16 protein-coding genes, 1 pseudogene and 1 riboswitch are annotated in these 18,932 nt (G+C 34.0%); of the genes and pseudogenes, 2 read left to right on the plus strand and 15 right to left on the minus strand.

Translation table 11 applies throughout. The annotated features are described in order from the left end of the window. Positions 1-527: 527 nt before the first annotated feature. Positions 528-1,592, minus strand: coding sequence for a group II intron reverse transcriptase/maturase (ltrA, locus tag IGB25_RS04745; protein ID WP_211066387.1), 1,065 nt, complete (start codon positions 1,590-1,592; stop codon positions 528-530). A 1,077-nt stretch (positions 1,593-2,669) separates the two neighbouring features. Between ltrA and ppk1 the strand changes: the two genes are divergently transcribed. Continuing rightward, positions 2,670-4,715 (plus strand): polyphosphate kinase 1, encoded by a 2,046-nt coding sequence (gene ppk1 / locus IGB25_RS04750; protein WP_211066388.1) that lies wholly within the window; start codon positions 2,670-2,672, stop codon positions 4,713-4,715. Here ppk1 and IGB25_RS04755 read toward each other — a convergent pair. From IGB25_RS04755 to IGB25_RS04805, 12 genes and pseudogenes are all read right to left on the minus strand, one after another. After that, positions 4,708-5,742: a YncE family protein gene (locus IGB25_RS04755; protein WP_211066389.1), complete on the minus strand. Its 1,035-nt coding sequence runs from the start codon at positions 5,740-5,742 to the stop codon at positions 4,708-4,710. The genes ppk1 and IGB25_RS04755 overlap by 8 nt on opposite strands. Positions 5,743-5,753: 11 nt before the next feature. Beyond that, complete coding sequence (locus IGB25_RS04760) at positions 5,754-7,586, minus strand: TonB-dependent siderophore receptor (RefSeq protein WP_211066390.1); 1,833 nt, start codon at positions 7,584-7,586, stop codon at positions 5,754-5,756. Positions 7,587-7,620: 34 nt separating this feature from the next. Continuing rightward, a riboswitch (cobalamin riboswitch) is annotated at positions 7,621-7,836 on the minus strand. Positions 7,837-7,855: 19 nt separating this feature from the next. Then, positions 7,856-8,545, minus strand: coding sequence for an RluA family pseudouridine synthase (locus tag IGB25_RS04765; protein ID WP_247653620.1), 690 nt, complete (start codon positions 8,543-8,545; stop codon positions 7,856-7,858). A gap of 8 nt (positions 8,546-8,553) precedes the next feature. Beyond that, a complete protein-coding gene (locus IGB25_RS04770; protein ID WP_211066391.1) occupies positions 8,554-9,336 on the minus strand; it encodes an alpha/beta hydrolase in 783 nt (260 codons plus the stop codon). Positions 9,337-9,340: 4 nt separating this feature from the next. After that, a complete protein-coding gene (locus tag IGB25_RS14745) occupies positions 9,341-9,619 on the minus strand; it encodes a DUF2147 domain-containing protein (protein WP_247653621.1) in 279 nt (92 codons plus the stop codon). Next, positions 9,609-9,785: a hypothetical protein gene (locus IGB25_RS14750; protein WP_247653622.1), complete on the minus strand. Its 177-nt coding sequence runs from the start codon at positions 9,783-9,785 to the stop codon at positions 9,609-9,611. Before IGB25_RS14750 ends, IGB25_RS14745 begins: the two co-directional genes overlap by 11 nt. A gap of 209 nt (positions 9,786-9,994) precedes the next feature. Then, positions 9,995-10,915, minus strand: a complete 921-nt coding sequence (locus tag IGB25_RS04780; RefSeq protein ID WP_211066392.1) for a YihY/virulence factor BrkB family protein — start codon at positions 10,913-10,915, stop codon at positions 9,995-9,997. Between the two features lies 1 nt (position 10,916). Further along, complete coding sequence (gene nadC, locus IGB25_RS04785) at positions 10,917-11,774, minus strand: carboxylating nicotinate-nucleotide diphosphorylase (protein ID WP_211066393.1); 858 nt, start codon at positions 11,772-11,774, stop codon at positions 10,917-10,919. A 117-nt stretch (positions 11,775-11,891) separates the two neighbouring features. Next, a complete protein-coding gene (locus IGB25_RS04790) occupies positions 11,892-12,683 on the minus strand; it encodes a hypothetical protein (protein ID WP_211066394.1) in 792 nt (263 codons plus the stop codon). Between the two features lie 51 nt (positions 12,684-12,734). After that, on the minus strand, positions 12,735-13,118 hold the full coding sequence (locus tag IGB25_RS04795; RefSeq protein WP_211066853.1) for a transposase: 384 nt from the start codon (positions 13,116-13,118) through the stop codon (positions 12,735-12,737). A gap of 5 nt (positions 13,119-13,123) precedes the next feature. Next, a pseudogene (locus IGB25_RS15455) lies at positions 13,124-13,381 on the minus strand (transposase); the annotation flags it as partial. Between the two features lie 14 nt (positions 13,382-13,395). After that, on the minus strand, positions 13,396-14,097 hold the full coding sequence (locus IGB25_RS04805) for an IS66 family transposase zinc-finger binding domain-containing protein (RefSeq protein WP_211066395.1): 702 nt from the start codon (positions 14,095-14,097) through the stop codon (positions 13,396-13,398). 434 nt (positions 14,098-14,531) lie between these two features. Here IGB25_RS04805 and IGB25_RS04810 point away from each other — a divergent pair, with 434 nt between their 5' ends. Then, a complete protein-coding gene (locus IGB25_RS04810) occupies positions 14,532-15,674 on the plus strand; it encodes a hypothetical protein (RefSeq protein ID WP_211066396.1) in 1,143 nt (380 codons plus the stop codon). A 1,054-nt stretch (positions 15,675-16,728) separates the two neighbouring features. Here IGB25_RS04810 and IGB25_RS04815 read toward each other — a convergent pair. Together IGB25_RS04815 and IGB25_RS04820 are read right to left on the minus strand one after the other, a co-directional pair. Continuing rightward, complete coding sequence (locus tag IGB25_RS04815; RefSeq protein WP_211066397.1) at positions 16,729-17,109, minus strand: HU family DNA-binding protein; 381 nt, start codon at positions 17,107-17,109, stop codon at positions 16,729-16,731. A 695-nt stretch (positions 17,110-17,804) separates the two neighbouring features. Beyond that, positions 17,805-18,878: a M42 family metallopeptidase gene (locus IGB25_RS04820; protein ID WP_211066398.1), complete on the minus strand. Its 1,074-nt coding sequence runs from the start codon at positions 18,876-18,878 to the stop codon at positions 17,805-17,807. Between the last annotated feature and the right edge of the window lie 54 nt (positions 18,879-18,932).

The following is an 18,932-nucleotide window of genomic DNA, read 5'->3' on the forward strand; positions in this document are numbered from 1 at the left end:
AACGACGACCTCTCGCCTACTTTCATCGAATTTTTTTAAAACCAAAGTGAATTCCTTGTTTTTAAAATGGATGATTAAAACTGATGATTGAAATAAAAATGCGGATAATTAAGATTTGAATTATAACGATGAAATTTGCCAAATCCAAAATGAAAATCTTGTTTGCGAAATGAAATTCTAAAACGGCGAATGAAATTGACTCGGCGAAAAAATTTTAATTCACGATAAAAGTTAACTAATAAGAATTTGATTTTCAAAACTAAGACGTGGAATTTGACGTTGGAAATTTTAATAAATGGAATTGAGATGCTGACTTGAAAATTGAAGCGCTAAATCGAAAAATTGGAATAAAAACAGCGAATAAAAACGAATGAAAATATTTGCAACGAAAGTTGATTAAACCGAAATAACTCGCTGATTTTCAAACATTGGAATCAAAAGTCGAGTAGGTAAAGGGGAATCCACCCCTAAACCTCTCACAGAACCGTACGTGATAGTCTCCCATCATACGGCTCTTCTTAACAAGTCTATGGCGTAAAACCGTATTGCCAATGCACAAACAGATTAGGATAATGCTTTGCAGTTTCTTGTAACCATTTGTAGGCAAAAAACCAGTGTTTACGCCTAAATCTCCGATATTTGTTGCGTACCCATTTTGCCAGACGCATATTCAAGAAACGAAATACATAGTGTAATTCACTCATTCTTACTTTGCCGTAATAATTAATCCAACCTCGTACTTTTTCTGCTATTATGCCTGCCAAATCTGGCAGGCGTAAATGAACCATACGATGAAGTTTCATCTTAAACAAAGTTTGATTGATGCGTTTCTGTCGTTTACGACTGATTGACGGTGTAAATCCCAAATGAAAGTTCCCAAAATAGCCCTTTACCATTCTTGGCTTAAATGTAAATCCAAGAAAATCGAATGTTACATAATGAACCTTAAATGGTGGATGCTTCTTTTGGTTGCGTTTGCAATACACGATATTGCTCTTGCCGTCTTTTATCTGCAATTTGCACTGTTTAAATCGGGCTTTTACCGCTTCCAACGTCCGCAAGGCTTGTTTAAAATTATCGCAATGGATGATAATATCATCAGCATAGCGCTCAAACTTTACTTCCGGGTGGTTGTTCTCAATCCACTTATCAAAAACAACATGCAAGAAAATGTTTGCCAGTAATGGGCTAATAACACCTCCTTGTGGTGTGCCTTTGTCTCGTGAATGAATACTACCGTCTTTCTTTTGAATTGGAGCCTTTAACCAACGTGCTACATACAAGTGAATATGCTTTTCTTTGGTAAAATGTCCTAATGCTTTAAGCATTAAGTCATGGTCTATCTCATCAAAAAAACTCTTGATATCCAAATCTATCACCCAATCCATTTTCATGCAGTTTTCCCTGCATTGCTTTATGGCTTGATGCGCTGATTTGTTTGGTCGATAGCCAAAAGAATCTTTACTAAACTGTTTATCTACAATCTGTTCTAATTCTTCTCTTATTACCATTTGAGCCGTTCGGTCTTGTACTGTTGGAATGCCAAGCTTCCTGATTCGACCGTCTTCTTTGGGTATTTCTACCTCGCGCACAGTACTGGAAAATAACTACCACTGGCTAACCTATTCCATACAGGATATAAGTATTTCATAGGACGTGAATGTACTTCTTGTGCTGACAAATTATCAACACCTGAAATACCTTTGTTACTCTTTACCTTTTTAAAGGCATCCCATACCTGTCGCTTTAATATCGGTTGCGACTTTTGTTTCTCTTTGAAAATCATCCTAAAAAAATCTTTAGTTGTAATACAATTTAAAACTGTTAAGTCAGTCCCTTCGCTCCATTTCCATTACAGAAACTTCATCACTACTACAGACTAATCCGCCACTAATTAACAGTATCGCTACTTTCTACCTTGCCCTTCGGGGTTGTGGTATTTTTGCACTATTAATTAGCTTCTCCTGTTCCGTAATTGAGCCGTAAGCAAAGCTCCTGCCCTCTTTATGCCGATTGCCACTTGACCAGAAATAGGTATCATGTCAAGTTCTGTTCTCGCAAGACCGCCCATCCCTCGATTTTGACAATACTAAAGTTGTTTACGACACTTCTACAAGGGTTCAATCTCGTCTCTTTCAGCTTCTTTACTCCTACCATAGCAAACTACTCTGAAAACAACACAGGTAGTGCATTTAACCTTATCGCTCAAGACCAACCCGTGAAAGGAAAGCCCCATAAGGCGGTTTGACTGGTGTGCCTAATCACTCCCAGCCGAGAGACCAATCCTCATCGTACTCTTTACGTGAATCCACCTGAAACAAATGCCAGGGTCGTTTCTAAATACCAATGAGACTCTCATCTCAATTACAGTTATGTTACTTGTTTTCAATGAACTTAATCACTATCTTGTATCCCCAAGTAACGCAGGACACACAACTACAGCCAACAATGGGTATAAAAAATAGCTACTTAATTGCTGAATCCAATGTTTTGATTATATTTAAAAAGTTAATTATTAACCGAAAAGTCTCGCATATTTGCACGCTACTTTTCATACCCGAGACCGTTAAAAAATACTCTTTTCTGAAACAATAGCTACAACAAACTTAACCCTGTGGTAAAACTGTTTATGTCAATAATTATTAAGTTTGAAACTCAAAGCATAAAACATGGCAGACCTACCACTAAAGCACAGAGATATAGATTGGCTAAGCTTTAACCAAAGATTTCTACAAGAAGCCGAAGACCAAAATAATCCACTTTATGAACGCTTAAAATTTTTAGCAATTTTTTCATCAAATTTAGACGAGTTTTTTAAAGTTAGAGTTTCTCTATTACGTCAAATTAAAAGACTTGATAAATCTCAAAGAAAAAAATCAGCACTGAAACCAAACAAAACTCTCAAAACCATTCAAAAAATTATAAAACAACAACAAATTCAGTTTGAGCATATTTTTTTTAAACATATCATTCCGCAGTTAAAAATCAATCGCATAGAGCTAATCACTGACAGCGATTCTATCCATCAGATTTATGATCAAATCGCCCATTATTTTAAAACTCATATCGCTGATCTTATAACTCCTAAAATCATTAAAAGCAGTGACAAGAAAAGCGTTTTTTTAAAAAATGAAGAACTGTATTTATTTGTAGATTTTGGAGAAGAAGATTGTTTTGGTTTAGTTGATATTCCTTCAAAATTATCGCGTTTTGTAAACATTGAAAGCCAAGACAACAACTTTAAAATCCTTGTTATAGATGATATCATAAAACAACATTGCAAATATTTATTTAAACACAAAACCTTTGTAAGGGCTTATCAAATCAAACTATCTCGTGATACAGAGTTGTTTGTTGAAGATGAGTTTGAAGGTGAACTTAAAGAAAAAATTTTAGAGTCTTTTTCTAAAACAGATATCAACCAAGCTACAAGAATACTTTATGATTTCAACATCCCACAACAGCAACTCAAATTTTTAAAACACTACTTTAAACTTACAAAAGTAGATTTGATGCCTGGTGGAAGATATCTCAACTTCAAAGATTTTTTTGATTTTTCAGATCCAACTCAAAACAAAAATCTGCACAACAAAGATTTAAAACCGATTCCACATAAAATATTAAGTTCTAACAAAGATTTTTTTACAGCCATTAAGGCTCAAGATCAACTGGTTCATTATCCTTATATGTCTTTTGATATTTTAGAAAATTTTGTAAAACAAGCGACTGAAGATGAGCATGTCAAAGAGATCAAAATCACTCTTTATCGTATTGGCAAAACCTCAAAACTCACCTCTTCTCTATTGAAGGCTCTTAGCAAAGGCAAAAAACTTACTGTTTTTATCGAAACCAAAGCAAGATTTGATAAGCAAAACAATTTAGAATGGGGCAAACAACTTAAAGACTATGGTGCTCAGGTGATATACAGTTCTCCTAAAATCAATATACATTCCAAAATCCTTATTGTCAGCAGGCAAGAATTAGACAAAGTTAAACAATACGCCTATATTGGAACGGGAGATTTTAATGCTAAAACTTCTAAAATCTACTGCGATCACGGTCTTTTTACTGCCGATGAAAAAATTACTCAAGAGCTTATTCGCGTTTTTCAAGTTATTGAGGGCGAGCTGATTATACCTCGGGTAAAAAAGCTAATGGTTTCTCCATTCAATACCCGTAAACGCTTTGATAAACTGATTTTAAAAGAAATAGATCAAGCTAAACTGAGTAAACCTGCTAAAATTACCGCCAAAATGAATAGTCTTGAAGATGAAAACATTATTAAACTATTGTACAAAGCTTCAAAAAACGGCGTAAAAGTAAGGCTTGTTGTTAGAAGCCTTTGTTGTTTGATTCCTGATTTAGAAAATATTAGTGAAAACATTACAGTCACTAGTATTATTGACCAATTTATAGAACACGGACGAATATACAATTTTTATAGTGGTGGAAAAGATAAAATTTTTATAGGAAGTGCAGACTTGATGACACGCAACATAGACAGAGGTATTGAAGTGCTAACTCCTATATACAATGACAATCTAAAACAAGAACTCAAAGATATTTTAGAGTTGCAATGCCAAGACAATATTAAAGCCCGAATAATTGATAAAGATGCTCAGAATAAGTATGTTGTTAGACATGATGATATGCCTGAAATACGCTCACAAATGGCTATCTATCAATATTTAAAACAAAAACATGACACTAATTGAAGTAAAATCCATTTGGAGCTAATCCCACATTTGTTTCAAATATAAAATTGCCTTCAACATCATAAATTTCAACAAAACCATCTGACACAAAATCCTTAGCATCACTGATATATATAAATCCATCATTAACTTCAAATCCATACATTGTGCCAAATTCTGAAGAAGAATTATACGACAAAAGGGGTTCGTTATTTAAAGTGCTTGATGATAGCTGAGTTTTATAAACCGAATTTTCATATGTATAATAGATATTATCGTTGAAAATTCTTAAATTCTTGGCACCATATAGCTCATTATCTAATGTTTTGGTGCTTGATATGTCTAATGTGTTTAAGTCTATTTGATCTATACCAGACTCATGTAACGCATACAGAAAATTGCCATAAACAACTATATTTTGCAACCCAATATTGGTTTCAATTTGTGAGGTTACACTATTATTATTAGGATTTATAACCGAAATCTTGTTTCCAAAACCATAAGCTGCATTTTGAACATAAATCAATTGCCCATCGGTTTTTATAAATTCAACTGTTTCTCCAATATTGATAATATTTTCAACTTCTAATGCATTGATGTCTATAATAGCCACAAAATCATCATCACTTGCATTAAAAGAGGCTTGATTAGTAACATAGGCTTTGCCATCCTTAACCAAACCATACCGTGGCACATCTAAGCCCGTAGTGATTTCACCAAGCTTTTCAAAACTAAACCGATCGACTACAGTTATTAAATTAGAGCCATTTGAAATGATATAAGCCCTGTTGTTGTCATCAAAAAATATACTCTGAGCAAACTGACCTAATGTTTCATCAGGATTAATGCTCGAAAAAATGTTTTGCTCAATCCTCGAAAAATCATTTGAAATATAGGTAACATCTCCTTCTCCGCCTTCATTTAAAACAAAAACACCTTCGTCAAATTTAGCCGATGGTTCAGAAATATTAGAAACATCGTCGTCTGAAGAACAGGATAAAAATATTAGGCTTGTCAAAAAAATAAAAATGGTTGTCTTAGTTTTCATAGTTTTAAAATTTAGAATTGTGTGTTTAAACTGATATGTATTGATCGACCAGGCATTGGTCTGTTATTTACTGTTTCGTAGGCTAAATCAAATATATTTTGAAGCCTAAGACTTAGTTCAGAATGTAAAAACTCTGGAATTTGGCGTGAAACTTGAAAATCAAACAAGTTATAGGCTGAAACTTTTTTATTTGGATTATTGTCAGACTGTGTAAATACCGAACCAGTATATCGCCAATAGAGTTGGCTAGACCAAAGGCGATTGACATAAGATAGTTCTGCGTTGGCTTGATGATACGGAACGTAAATCAATTGCTTTCCTGTATCTTGATTTTCTGAAATGGTATAAGCATATTGACCTTTAAATTTTAAAGAAGATAGACTGGTCAATGGCATTTGATACCCAACAGAGGTTTCTACACCATAAGTTTGCACCTGGTCTGTGTTTAGTGGTCTCCAAATATTTTCTGCATCGGGTAGCCATCTTATCATATCGTTGATATCGTTATAAAATCCAGTTGATGAAAAACTTAAACGCTCAAAACTAAAATCTGCACCCAACTCGGTTTGATATGAAGTTTCTGCATCCAAATTTGGATTTCCACCATTGATCCAAAACAGATCATTGAATGTTGGCAATCGGTAGTCTTTTGAAGCATGCCAACGTATGGTCAAATGTGTATTGGGTTGGTATGATGTCCCTAAACTCAATAAAAACGGATTTTTAAAATCATCATTAACGTCTTGTCTTAAAGAGACTTCATAATCAAACTTTTTGTTGATTTGATGTTGAAACAACACCGAAACTCCAGCAATATCTCTATCAGCATCAAAGAGTTGATCACTTTCAGATTGGCTGTTTTGATAATGAAGAACAGAATTAATCTTTATCTGTTTTAGCTCAATCCAAAACTCATATTGAAACCATTGCGTTGTAAGTTTGGAAGACGTTGATGTGTTGCGGTTCAGATTATCGTAATATGTAAAATCTTCTGTCAATAAAGCCAGTTTTAACTTTGATTGATAATTTTTCCAACGACTTTGCCATTCCAACATATTTCTAGTATCATTATTATCAAACTTGGTTTTAGGATCACTATGTGTGATAAGCGAAAAGTGACGTTCGCCAAAGGTATAATTGCCAAAATACTTTAACTGATTGTTATTGCTCAGTTCAAAGTTGACAATTGCATCAAGACTATTGATATTAAACTTACCATTTTCATTTCGTCGGTTTTGCGAAGGGATTTTATAGTCGTTATCAGATTGTTTTCTGGCAAAAGCCAATTTGAATTGAATCTTATCAAATTGATTTTGATAACTATATTTAGTTTCAAATGTGTTAAAACTACCATAGACCGACTGAAAATGATGTTCTTCTTTAAGCTCCTTTGGTAAATCTTGATTAAGATGAATGCTTCCACCTATAGCACCAGTGCCATAAAACACGCTGCCACCACCATATTTTATAGCTATTGATGAAAAATTTGCACTGAGCAAGGTATTAAAATCTGTTTGACCTGTCAATTGTGAATTGATATTTATACCATTCCAAATCACAGCCGTTTGTGAAGCAGTAGTTCCTCTGAATGCGGGCGAAGAAACCATGCCATAACCATTTTGTTTAAAATATATCATACTGTGCTGTTGTAATAAATCTGTCAAGGCAAAGGAAGACTTTTGAATTTCTGAATTTGAAATTTGGGTTTGTTTTTGCCCAATATTAAATACTTTTAAATGTTGATCTGACAAATAAATCGTATCTAAAGTCTGAACATGATGGTGTTGAGCCCATAAAATTGATGAGCCTAAGATTGCAAAAACTAAAACAGATTTACTAAACATAACTTCCAAAAACCTCTATCCCGAAGGTTTTATGAATTGATTTAGGCATCTTGGCAGGTCTCCTGGCTTGCGTCTTTACAAAAAACCTTCCCGTTATAAAACAGTGGTGCGAAGTGATTTGTAAAGCATACTGACAAGGTTGTCAGCACAAAGTTTACAGTTGCGGGAACAGCTATCGATTTTCACGATATTCCCTTTTAATTTACAATTCTAAAACAGAATTTGCAAAACCAAATGCAGGACAAATGTAAGTATTTTTTGTTTGTTTTTTAATGTTTTTCTTCTACATTTTGCCACAATCTATCATCAGGCAATTTGGCTTCAAAACACATTTTCTCTTTTTTTGTTGGATGAATAAGGCATAACTTTTTGGCGTGAAGGTGAATACCGCCGTCTGGATTGCTGCGTTTGGCTCCGTATTTTAAATCGCCTTTGATAGGACTGCCAATATAAGAGAGTTGCGAGCGTATTTGATGATGACGACCCGTTTCTATCTCAATTTCTAAAAGATGATAATGCTCTAAAGACTTCAGAACCTTGTATTTTAGAATGGCTTGTTTTGAGCTTGGAATTTCTTTGGGATAGGCGTATGATTTGTTCTGTATGGGATTACGCTTTAAATAATGCGTGAGGCGAGCTTGATTTTTATCAGGTTTGTTTTTGACCATTGCCCAATATATCTTTTGGGTTTGGCGTTCGCTAAATTGTTTGTTGAGTCGTGATAAGGCTTTAGAGGTTTTGGCAAATAGCAAAACTCCACTTGTAGGTCGGTCTAATCTGTGGACTACGCCCAAATAGACATTGCCAGCCTTGTTGTATTTGTGTTTGAGATAGGTTTTTACGGTTTCACTAAGTGGCTCGTCGCCTGTTGAATCGCCTTGCACTAAACGCCCAACGGGTTTATTGACAACAATTATATGATTATCTTCAAAAATGATGTCAAGCGACTGTTTTGACAAACTCTGCTTTATTTTATGCTATTCAAAAACGCTTTTAAAGACGCCCAATATTCTTCGCTATGTATCTGATTAACCCATAAGGCTTTTGAACCGTGATGACCTTTTTGTTTTGGGATGAATTGGGTTTGATTTTGTTGTAGATTATTGTGATTTACTAATTGAGACAATAATTTAGATTCTTCTAAAGATGATGTTACCCAAAATGGTTGTTTGAGTTCTTTAAAAACAATACTTAAATTTTCGCGTTTGTCGCCAAAATAATTACCTGGACTGAAACTTATTACGGCTTTGACTTTCTCGGGATATTTTTTAGCAACAAAAAACACCAAAGCTGATGAATAAGAACTTCCCCATAAAATGACAGGTTGCTTGGTTTTTTGATATAAATAATCTAATGCCGCTTCTATGTCTTGTTGTGCATCAACATAATCTGTTGATATGCCTTGGGCTTTGGCTCTTTCAAAAGTTTGATTGGACTCGCCTGCAAAATCTCCACCTGAGCGTTGATCAATGGCTAAGGCGGTGTAGCCCATTTCACGTAGTCTTGGTGCAATATCGGCATATTCTTGTTTGTTGTATCGTGCCTGATGACATAGCAAAATTGGTTGGGCTTTGGATTGTGCTTGATAGAGACGTGCCGAAATTTCTAATCCATCTTTTGATGGAAAGGTAAGCGTTTCATAGCTTGTGTCAATGTTTAAAGCTTTAGGGTTTGGGGTTTTTTGCAAACTGTTTTGAGATATTGCCATTAGTGTTACAAAAAAAGTTAAAAAAGTTAAATACAGTTTCATATCATTAACCTTTAAGATAATCGTTTATATTTTCTACTCTTTGCCAATATTGTGTTCTGTAAAAAAATGCCCAATAGCCTCTGACATTCAAAACATCTTTATTGTCTTGATCTATCCAAATTTTGCAAGTGTAGGTTTTTCCGTTTTCTGGATCGGTGATTTCACCATCAACACATTCATTACCTTTGGGTTTAAGATCTTCGATAATAACTAAACCTTCAATGGGTTTATCCTTTTTATCGCCTTTACACTTTGTATATAATCTGTCTCGTCTAAGATTCATTGAGAATGCGGAGTGCTTTGCCTTCAATATTACCGTTTTCTGTTTTATATACTTTTACAATTGATTTTGCTTCACCATCTTCATCAACAGTTTTCCAATAACCTTCAAATTGTTGAGCTACTGATATTTGGCATATTAAAATTGTGGCTAAAATGTATTTTATCATAACTAAATTGTTTTGTCAAATTTAACATTTCTTCTTATAAATCTATCATCTTTTGCTAAGTTTTTAAAAAAAAAAAATCAAACACCAAATTTTGCTTGCTTGTAAGCATGGCTTTTTATAAAGATTTGAGCATCTCCATTTTTTTTGCTCAGATATAAAACTTCGATATATAAATCCATAAAAAAATGATTTGACAAAAAATGTAGAAATCAAGATTGTTTTTTGAGTTTTTGTATGCTGGCATTGAGTTCAAAACCCAGTAAAAATATATTAGAGTTTAGCCAAATATAAATCATCAAAATTAATAATGCACCAATTGAGCCATACAATTTGTTATAATTAGAAAAATTTTCTATATAAAACGAAAACAAATAGGTTGTTATGGTAATCAAGAAAGTCGTGAACAATGCTCCGATTGAGAAAAAACTAGACTCTCGCCCTTCTCTGGTTCCAAAGTAATACAAAATGGCAATTCCTAAATAAAGCATGATCAGCAATGTGGCATATCGACCAATTTCAGCCCATAAAATAGTGTCGCCAACAATGCCGAGATCTGTTAAGTTTTCAATCATATAGGTAAAGTAAATTGTAACCGCTACCGAAATTAAAAGTAAAATCGCAATAATCAAAGCTACGCCAACAGCTACAATGTATTGGCGTATAATTGTGCGATTGATTTTGGTATGATAAGAAAACTCAAAACTGGTAAAAATGGCATTGACACCATTTGACATTAAAAAAATAGACAACAAAAAAACAAAAGACAACAAGCCAGCTCTTGGATTGTTGGCAATATCAAGAAAAATTTCATTAAAAAAATTTGTCGCTTGTGTAGGCAATAAATCTTCTATAAAATAAAGGACTTCATCTTGAAAATTATCTATAAACGTAATGAAAGGAATCAGGTTTAAAATAAACAATAAAAACGGAAAAATAGCCATAAAAAAACTAAAAGCAATGGAGCTTGCCCGTGTTGAAAATGTGCCTTTTATGATGCCAAACAAATACAGTTTAATCAAATCATAAAGAGTAAATCCTTCTAATTTTGGCAGTTTAATTTTCTTGCATACTTTCGCAATATCTTTAACAATTGGTGTTTTTGATAGGCTTTTGTCTAAACTGTCTGGCATTTTAAATCGCTTTAAGGCTCATGTCCATATTATGAACCGAATGTGTTAAGGCTCCACTTGATATAAAATCTACACCACAATCAGCATATTGCTTTGCCGTTTCTAAAGTAATGCCACCGCTGGATTCTGTGTAGCACTTCTGCCCTATCATGTCCACAGCTTTTTTGGTGTCTTGATAATTGAAATTGTCGAGCAAAATTCTATATACATTATCTTGTTTTAAAATCAATTCAACTTCTTCTATGTTTCTTGCTTCAACGATAATCTTTAAATCTAAATGATGTGTTTTTAAGTATTTGTGAGTTTTTTGAATAGCTTGAGCAATACCACCAGCAAAATCGATATGATTGTCTTTCAGCATAATCATATCATAAAGGGCAAAACGATGATTGACGCCACCGCCGATTTTTACTGCCCATTTTTCAAGGGCACGAATGCCTGGCGTGGTTTTTCGTGTATCTAAAATTTGAGTTTTTGTGTCTTTGAGTTGCTCAACAAATCTATGGGTTTTGGTTGCAATTGCACTCATACGTCGCATTGCGTTTAAAACCAAACGTTCAGATTTTAAGATGGATTGGCTTGAACCTGATACTGTAAATGCCACATCAGCATTATCAACTTTATCTCCATCATTAAGAAGTGTTTTAACTTCTAATTTAGCATCGACATAGTTAAAAACTTGTTTTGCAAAATCGATTCCTGCGATAACGCCATTGTCTTTGATTAGAAGTTGAGCTTTACCTTCAGCATCATTTGGAATACAAGCCAAAGACGAATAATCGCCATCGCCAACATCTTCTCTAACCGCATTTTCTATTATCAAATCAATTTCTTTTTGAAATTGTTTATCACTTATCATACAAAAACTTTTAGATTACAAAGTTAATGGAAATCTATTCAAAAAAATATAATATAAGTTACTAATCAAAGCATATTGATCAGACATTTAAAAATGCAAATTATCTTTTAAATCAATTTAGAATTGAGAGTTTGTTGAAAACACAATTTCTTTTTTTTGTATCAGGTATAATTTGGCATGTGCATTAGAATCTACTATATCCAATTGTTTAAATTGAGAAGGACTGACGTTCTTCAAATCTCTTTTTTTTATAATTAATGCAAATGGTTTTTGCGGTAAACTCTTTTGTTTAAAGGCTTTAATACTAATGTTTTTAATCTTTCCTTCACTATAAAACTGACTAGAATAGCTTTTTTTATTCAAATAATAAATTTTGTAGTCAGATAAGGTCTCATGATTTAAGATGTATTTGTCTGTTTTTGTGTAATATTTCACATCGCTGAACAACAGAAATATTGTTGTAGCAAAAACAATCAAAATTGGAAAAATAAGACTCAACCGAATGGCTAATTTTTTGTGATTGTAAGTTGGCCAATAATAGCTTATCAATAAAGCGATAGGAACTATTGACGGTAAAATATAAGTGTGGATCAAACTGCTTGAAAAGGTAAAGAAAAAAGGCGTCCACAATAACCAAAGCAAAAGAAAGCTTACCCATTTGTTTTGTAGGATTTGTCTTTTAGATTCCCAAAGTTTTACAGCCAAAATCTGTATCCAAGGAAACGCAAACGCAAATAAAAAAACCCATATTATACCCAAGGCTTGTGTTTTGGCAAAACCGTACTTATCACCTTCCCAACCGTCTGAGTCAAAAAAACGCTTAAAATGCTCGCCAATGATAAAATATTCAAGAAAACCTTTTGTTTCTTGCTCTGCTAGATAATACCAAGGAACTGCTATGAGTAGCATCAATAAAAGTCCTGAAATTAATGGCGTATTTTTAAAAAAAATTTTGAGTAACTAATCAGTCCGCAAATTAGCAATAATATTTAGTGTAGATAAAACTGATTGCTGATTTTTTAAACAAGAATCTGTTACAGATCTAAGTATGGCAAAGTTATCACAGCCCTGTTCTGATCTAAATTGTCCAGAGATTTTCTGTTTTACTTTTATATTTCTTATTGCTCTTTCAGAGGCGTTGTTATCTGGAGGTACATCCAGATGATAGAGGAATGTAAAGATATAGTTCCTGTATTTTATAAGTCTTTTTTTAAAAGTTATTAATTCTTTATGTTCTTTTGGCGGATCATGATTTAAGATGATATCCATTCTTTTTTCTATACTTTTCTTTATTGGACAATCCTTGTTAAAGGCTATATCTTTTATATTTTTCTTAAAGTTGATGGCTTTTAAAAATAAGTTTTTGCAAGCTCTACTCCATTTATGATCGCATTTTCAGTTAGATAGTTTAAATCCCGAAGTAAATGTGCCATGCAAATTTGGTGTGATTGAGCGTTGGTATTGAAATGACTCTTCCAACAATCGTGCACTAACACAGCATTTTCAAAACCATTTTCAAAGGTTTGTTCTATACTTTTTTGTCCTCTATTATCAGTTATGGTAATAAAGGTTGCTTTTTCATTTTGCCATGTCCACGCCCAGTTTTTGTCTCCTGATACTTTTACTCTGTTTCATCGCTACCGATAGGTGATTTTGAGTTTGCTATTTCTTGTTTTATCAGATTATATGCAGGTTCAGCTTTAGTGACAAGTTTGTTTAATAAATAGTGTATTCCTCCTTCACTTATAGGAATATTAAAAACCGTATTGAACATTTCTTGCATTCTCTTAAAAGGCAAGTATTGTCTGGTATGAAAATATCCTATTAAACTTTCAATATTATTCCCATAGCTTACGGGTGCATTTGCTTGTGATGGATAGTCGCTTTTTGTTTCACAACCGCAAGGACAAACTTTTTTATAAACCTTGTGTTCTGTGACTTTTATTTTTATTTCAGGGATGTCAAATACCTGTCGACTTCCTGCATATTGATGTGGAAGTGATGAAAGGTCGTTTCCACAACAGTTACAATAATCTGGTATGTGTTCTTCTGTAACATCAGGTATCTCAACCATCTTCAAAGTATTGCCTTTTCTTCCTGTTTGCCCACCTGGCTTACGCCCTGTCTTTATTCTTAGGCTTTTCCTCTTTGGTCTATTTTCATCCTTTGAGGGTGGTATGGAGCTATTATTACTGTTTTTTGGAGTTTCATATTTGGTAAGTCGTGCTTTAAGTTGACTATTTTCTAATTCTAAAGCAATTAGCTTTTTAGAAAGTTCTTCTACCTTCTGCAAGAGTGATTCTATAAGCTTATCCTTTTCCAACTTTTTTTCTTACAAATGTAGGGTGGTATGTTTGTAACAAACAAATTATTAACCAATTAGTTATCAATCCAAAAAGTTAAAAATGTTGATAAAGGTCTGATTTTTAAAATCAAGCTCTAATGAGTGGCTTATTTGAAATTTTTTTTAAAAAATTGAAATAAGCACAAAGAAAATATATGCTCAGTTTGTATTATCCAAAATTTATAGTCTTATTTTTGACACTGATTAGTTACCCTTCAATAAATATAACTCACGTTAAATAAATACAACTTTTAAATTTGGCTTAAAAATATATTTTTTTTTTTTTTTAAAAATTGGATGATATGTTTTTTTATAATAAATTTGACACGGTATTAATAACAAATAATTAAAATTATAACATATTAAATACCGAAAACTTAAATATATGTCTGTCAGATTAAAAAAACAAATTCATGAAAACTTCAAATCACAACAACAGCAAAAATTCCCTTTGGGTAAGTAAATCCTTAAGTAAAACTTTTTTTATTTTAATAACATTATTGGCTTTTGTCATTAGTTCATGTAGTAGCAGTGACGATGAAAACGATGATAATGGAGGCGGTGATGTACCAGTAGTAGATGATAGTGGTATCTTAGAAAACCTCCGTATTACCAATCTTGATTCTAATACATTCCCATGGAATAGTGCACAATCTCTCACTAACGAATGTAGCCTCATCAGTTTGACTAATGGCAAAACAAAACGTTGGGATATTGAGGGTCAAGGTCTTATCCCTGTAAAAATCAACAACCTTTCATCTGTACCACAAGCTTTAGATCTGATAGAAGAAAACTTGGGAATGCCGTTGTTTGACAGAACAAGCATAGCCAACACGCCAGATGAAGATATTACACAAGGTATCGTTTTTGGTGCTGAAGAAGAAGTCGGTTCATATAGTTACCAGTTTAATAATAGTTCTGGTTGTGGTGATGTTTCGTTTAAAGCCACCACAGAATATCTCAGTCAAGATTTTGAATTAGAGTACGATGTTGATGGAAATATCGTTGGGTATGATTATCCAGTATTGGGGCAAGCTTATGATGTTAATGGCACTGCTGTGGGCAATGTTTTGGACGGCTCGCCTTACATTTTTGATAACAACAATGTAGTTGTCGGCATCTTAGCTCAAGAAAGTCAACTGCTCTACGATATCAATGGAAAAGCCATTTGCACATCACTCTCAGGAAGTCCACTATTTGATGCAAATGAAACCGCTATTGGTACCACTGTAGAAGGTAGCGAGGACGGTTTTTTTAGCCTTGATAGTCAAAAAAATTATGGATATTATGACGCCTCAGGACGCATCAATGGGGTTATTTTAGTACGTCTTGATACCATGCAGTGTGAATTCAGCAGTGATGAAGATGAAATAGAAATGATTGTCAACAAGTTGGGATATGCTTTGGGTATGGGCACCAATTTTGACGGGTTTGGTAGTTTTAATGCATCAGGGAATTTTGATATCAATGCCAACTTTTGGAATGTACTCAATACCTTGTATCACAATCCTATAGGAAGCGATGAAGATTCTGTGGTTATTTATAAGCTTAATTAGGTAGTTTGTCATTCCGTTTGTCATTCCGTTTGTCATTCCGACGATCGGTTGTCATTCCGACGGCAGGAGGAATCTCTCTTTCACGTATTGGGGTTCGGTTCACTGAAAGATTCCTCTACCGAGACTTCGGTATCAGAATGACAAGGGGTTTGTCATTCCGACGATCGGTTGTCATTCCGACGGCAGGAGGAATCTCTCTCTCACGTATTGGTTTTCATTTCACTGAAAGATTCCTCTACCGAGACTTCGGTATCAGAATGACAAGGGAATGTCATTCCGACGGCAGGATGTCATTCCGACGGAAGGAGGAATCTTTCTCACGTATTGGTTTTCATTTCACTGAAAGATTCCTCTACCGAGACTTCGGTATCAGAATGACAAGGGAATGTCATTCCGATACCGAAGCATCGTCACTGTGTTTATCTTTGAATGACTATTGTTAGGCTTTGTTTGGGGTGAGAAGTGTTAGGCTGTTGCTGGTCTAAGTATAGTTTTCAACGTTTGTTGATAACTAAATTTGGTATGCTCTATTCTATTTTATATTTTTGGATATCGATAATACGGAAATATCGGTTTTAATACCAGCTCAAAAATATGAATACAGGCTAATCCTCATTCTTTTTTTGAGCTTTTTTTATTTTTTTTGAGTAAATATTTCACAATAAATCGGCTTTTTTAATACTTATATTTAATATTTTTTTAATATTTTTTGCATATTTTGAATCCATAAAATGTAAGTTTCATTTTTTTTTATTAACTTTTTTATTCAATATGAGCATTTTTTTTAGGGTTTACCCCGATATACCTATGTTTTTATCTGCTCAAATGCATAATTTGGGTTCAAATTGATTTTAAAAAAAAAGCTGTAGCGACAAATTTTAAAACCACCTTAGGTTTTGAGTAAAACCACCTTAGGTTTTGATCATAACCTAAGCAGGAAATTGAAGAAACCTGCGGTTGTTTTTGTGATAAATCTTTAGATTTTACAAAAAAAAACCTTGGTTCACGGAAAAAACCAAGGTTTTAATACAAGCTTAAAACTTATGAATAGAGGCTAATCCACTTTTTTGAATTCTAAAGTTTTAAGCAAATCACGGAATCTCTTGCCAGGTCTAAACAAAATTTTAGAGTCCTTTATGGCGTTTGAGCTCACATCTTCTTCAAGGTCGAAACCTTCTGAGCTAAGGCTGACGCGAAAAGAGCCTAAGTCTCCTAGATACACAATATGTCCTTGGCTGAGCTCGTCAGACATGTTGTGGACAAATGCTTCCAGTACAGCAAGGCAATCTGCCTTACGAACTGTTGATTGATTGGAAATTAAAAATGCCAATCGATTCAGATCTGTACGCCCACTTGTTTTGACCTGGGCGTAAAACTTGCGTGGTGCCGCCACATCTTGTGGGTTCACCTTTTGAACGGTTTTAAATGTTACCATTGTTAAAAAATTTATGGCAGATGAAACTGCCTGGTTAATATTGGTGTAAATTTAAAAAGCTTTTTTTATTTTTTTAGTAATACTATAAATAAGGTTTTCAACAAGTTATGAACATTTAGTTTGTTTGTTGATTATTAATAAGTTAGTTATAATACTGATATATAATGTATTATAATATTATTATTTTGTATATTATTGTTTTACAGTAGTTTAAATGTGTTAAAAAAAATAAACGATAGGATGATTTTTTTTCACTTATTGAGTTTTGTTTCGCGGATAGATTCCTCTACCGAGACTTCGGTATCAGAATGACAAGGGAATGTCATTCCGACGGCAGGATGTCATTCCGACGATCGGTTGTCATTCCGACGGCAGGAGGAATCTCTCTTTCACGTATTGGAGTTCGGTCCACTGAAAGATTCCTCTACCGAGACTTCGGTATCAGAATGACAAGGGAGGTTCGGTTCACTGAGAGATTCTTCACTTCGCAGGCTCCGTTCAGAATGACAAGGGAATGTCATTCCGACGATCGGTTGTCATTCCGACGGTAGGAGGAATCTTTTTTCACGTATTGGGGTTCGGTTCACTGAGAGATTCTTCACTCCGCGAGCTCCGTTCAGAATGACAAGGGAGGTTCGGTTCACTGGGAGATTCCTCGTCACTGCGTTTGCCTCGGAATGACAGGGGAGGTTTGTTTAATTTTTAAAATAACTAAAATCATCACCTTCTTTAATGTTAAGTAAAGAATGGTAAATGAGTTCAATCACGGCTTCTACATCTTTTTGATGTACCATTTCTACCGTAGTATGCATGTATCTTAAAGGTAAAGAAATTAAAGCTGAAGCTACACCGCCATTACTGTAAGCAAAGGCATCGGTATCTGTACCAGTCATTCGGCTTGTCGCCATGCGTTGAAATGGAATGTTATTTTTTTCAGCCGTTTCAATCAACAATTCTCTTAAGTTATTTTGAACTGCCGGAGCATAACTGATCACTGGATTATCACCTATCTTGGTTAATCCTTCTTTCTTTTTATCAATCATAGGGGTTGTGGTGTCATGACACACATCGGTAACAATAGCCACGTTGGGTTTGATGTTTTGAGTAATCATTTCAGCACCGCGTAAACCTATTTCTTCTTGAACCGAATTGGTGATATAAAGACCAAAAGGAAGTTCAATTTTGTTTTCTTTTAGTTTTTTAGCTACTTCAACTATCATAAATCCGCCCATGCGGTTATCTAAACCTCTACACACAAATTTATCTTTGTTAAGTACAAAAAATTCATCGGGATAAGTAATCACACAACCTACATGAACGCCAAGTTTTTCTACTTCTTCCTTATTAGAACAGCCTACATCAATACAAATGTTATCAAGTTGTGGTGCTTTTTCGTTAGATTTATCTCGGGTGTGAATTGCAGGCCAACCAAAAACACCTTTAACTATACCGTTTTTTGTATGGATATTAACACGTTTTGAAGTCGCTATTTGATGGTCGCTACCGCCATTTCTGATGACGTAAATCAAACCTTCATCGGTTATATAGTTGACATACCAAGAAATTTCGTCAGCATGACCTTCTATAACAACTTTGTATTTGGCTTCTGGATTGATTACACCAACAGCTGTGCCATAAATATCTGTGATAAACTCATCGACATAAGGTTTTAAATACTCCATCCAAAGTTTTTGTCCTTCAGACTCATAACCAGTTGGAGATGCGTTGTTTAAGTATTGTTCTAAAAATTCAAGTGATTTTTTATTCATAAAGTGTAAAATTTTGAGCGAAATTAATCAATTTTAAAATACTGACTTCTTATA

The organism is Flavobacterium sp. CS20 (assembly GCF_018080005.1).
Classification (GTDB): Bacteria; Bacteroidota; Bacteroidia; order Flavobacteriales; family Flavobacteriaceae; genus Psychroflexus.

Excerpts from the sequence above, each read along its gene's own strand:
- ppk1 (WP_211066388.1), top strand. The coding sequence starts at position 2,670 with ATGGCAGACCTACCACTAAAGCACAGAGATATAGATTGGCTAAGCTTT.
- IGB25_RS04755 (WP_211066389.1), bottom strand. The coding sequence starts at position 5,742 with ATGAAAACTAAGACAACCATTTTTATTTTTTTGACAAGCCTAATATTT.
- IGB25_RS04760 (WP_211066390.1), bottom strand. The coding sequence starts at position 7,586 with ATGTTTAGTAAATCTGTTTTAGTTTTTGCAATCTTAGGCTCATCAATT.
- IGB25_RS04770 (WP_211066391.1), bottom strand. The coding sequence starts at position 9,336 with ATGAAACTGTATTTAACTTTTTTAACTTTTTTTGTAACACTAATGGCA.
- IGB25_RS14745 (WP_247653621.1), bottom strand. The coding sequence starts at position 9,619 with ATGAATCTTAGACGAGACAGATTATATACAAAGTGTAAAGGCGATAAA.
- IGB25_RS14750 (WP_247653622.1), bottom strand. The coding sequence starts at position 9,785 with ATGATAAAATACATTTTAGCCACAATTTTAATATGCCAAATATCAGTA.
- IGB25_RS04780 (WP_211066392.1), bottom strand. The coding sequence starts at position 10,915 with ATGCCAGACAGTTTAGACAAAAGCCTATCAAAAACACCAATTGTTAAA.
- nadC (WP_211066393.1), bottom strand. The coding sequence starts at position 11,774 with ATGATAAGTGATAAACAATTTCAAAAAGAAATTGATTTGATAATAGAA.
- IGB25_RS04790 (WP_211066394.1), bottom strand. The coding sequence starts at position 12,683 with ATGCTACTCATAGCAGTTCCTTGGTATTATCTAGCAGAGCAAGAAACA.
- IGB25_RS04810 (WP_211066396.1), top strand. The coding sequence starts at position 14,532 with ATGAAAACTTCAAATCACAACAACAGCAAAAATTCCCTTTGGGTAAGT.
- IGB25_RS04815 (WP_211066397.1), bottom strand. The coding sequence starts at position 17,109 with ATGGTAACATTTAAAACCGTTCAAAAGGTGAACCCACAAGATGTGGCG.
- IGB25_RS04820 (WP_211066398.1), bottom strand. The coding sequence starts at position 18,878 with ATGAATAAAAAATCACTTGAATTTTTAGAACAATACTTAAACAACGCA.